Here is a 257-nt window from a genome sequence, read left to right on the forward strand (position 1 = left end):
GATCCTCTGATCCGGATGTAAACCCCAGACTAAGGCTTGCTATAGACAAGGCAAAGTCATCCAATATGCCAAGAGAAAACATAGAGCGTGCTATCCAGAGAGGAGCGGGTGGTGGCGGAGATGCGGTTTTAGAGGAACTGATTTACGAAGGATTTGGTCCCGCAGGCACAGCACTAATAGTGGAGGCAGTTACAGATAAAAAGCAAAGAACCGTTGCTGAGGTCAAAAATATTCTCGAAAAAAATGGAGGCTCAATG

1 protein-coding gene is annotated in these 257 nt (G+C 46.3%); it reads left to right on the plus strand.

All coding sequences use genetic code 11. The annotated features are described in order from the left end of the window. The coding region (locus tag ACY9Z2_RS19155) for a YebC/PmpR family DNA-binding transcriptional regulator (RefSeq protein ID WP_463611267.1) at positions 1-257 on the plus strand (257 nt) is incomplete at both ends.

The sequence above is a fragment of the Virgibacillus sp. GM2-2 genome (assembly GCF_055329585.1).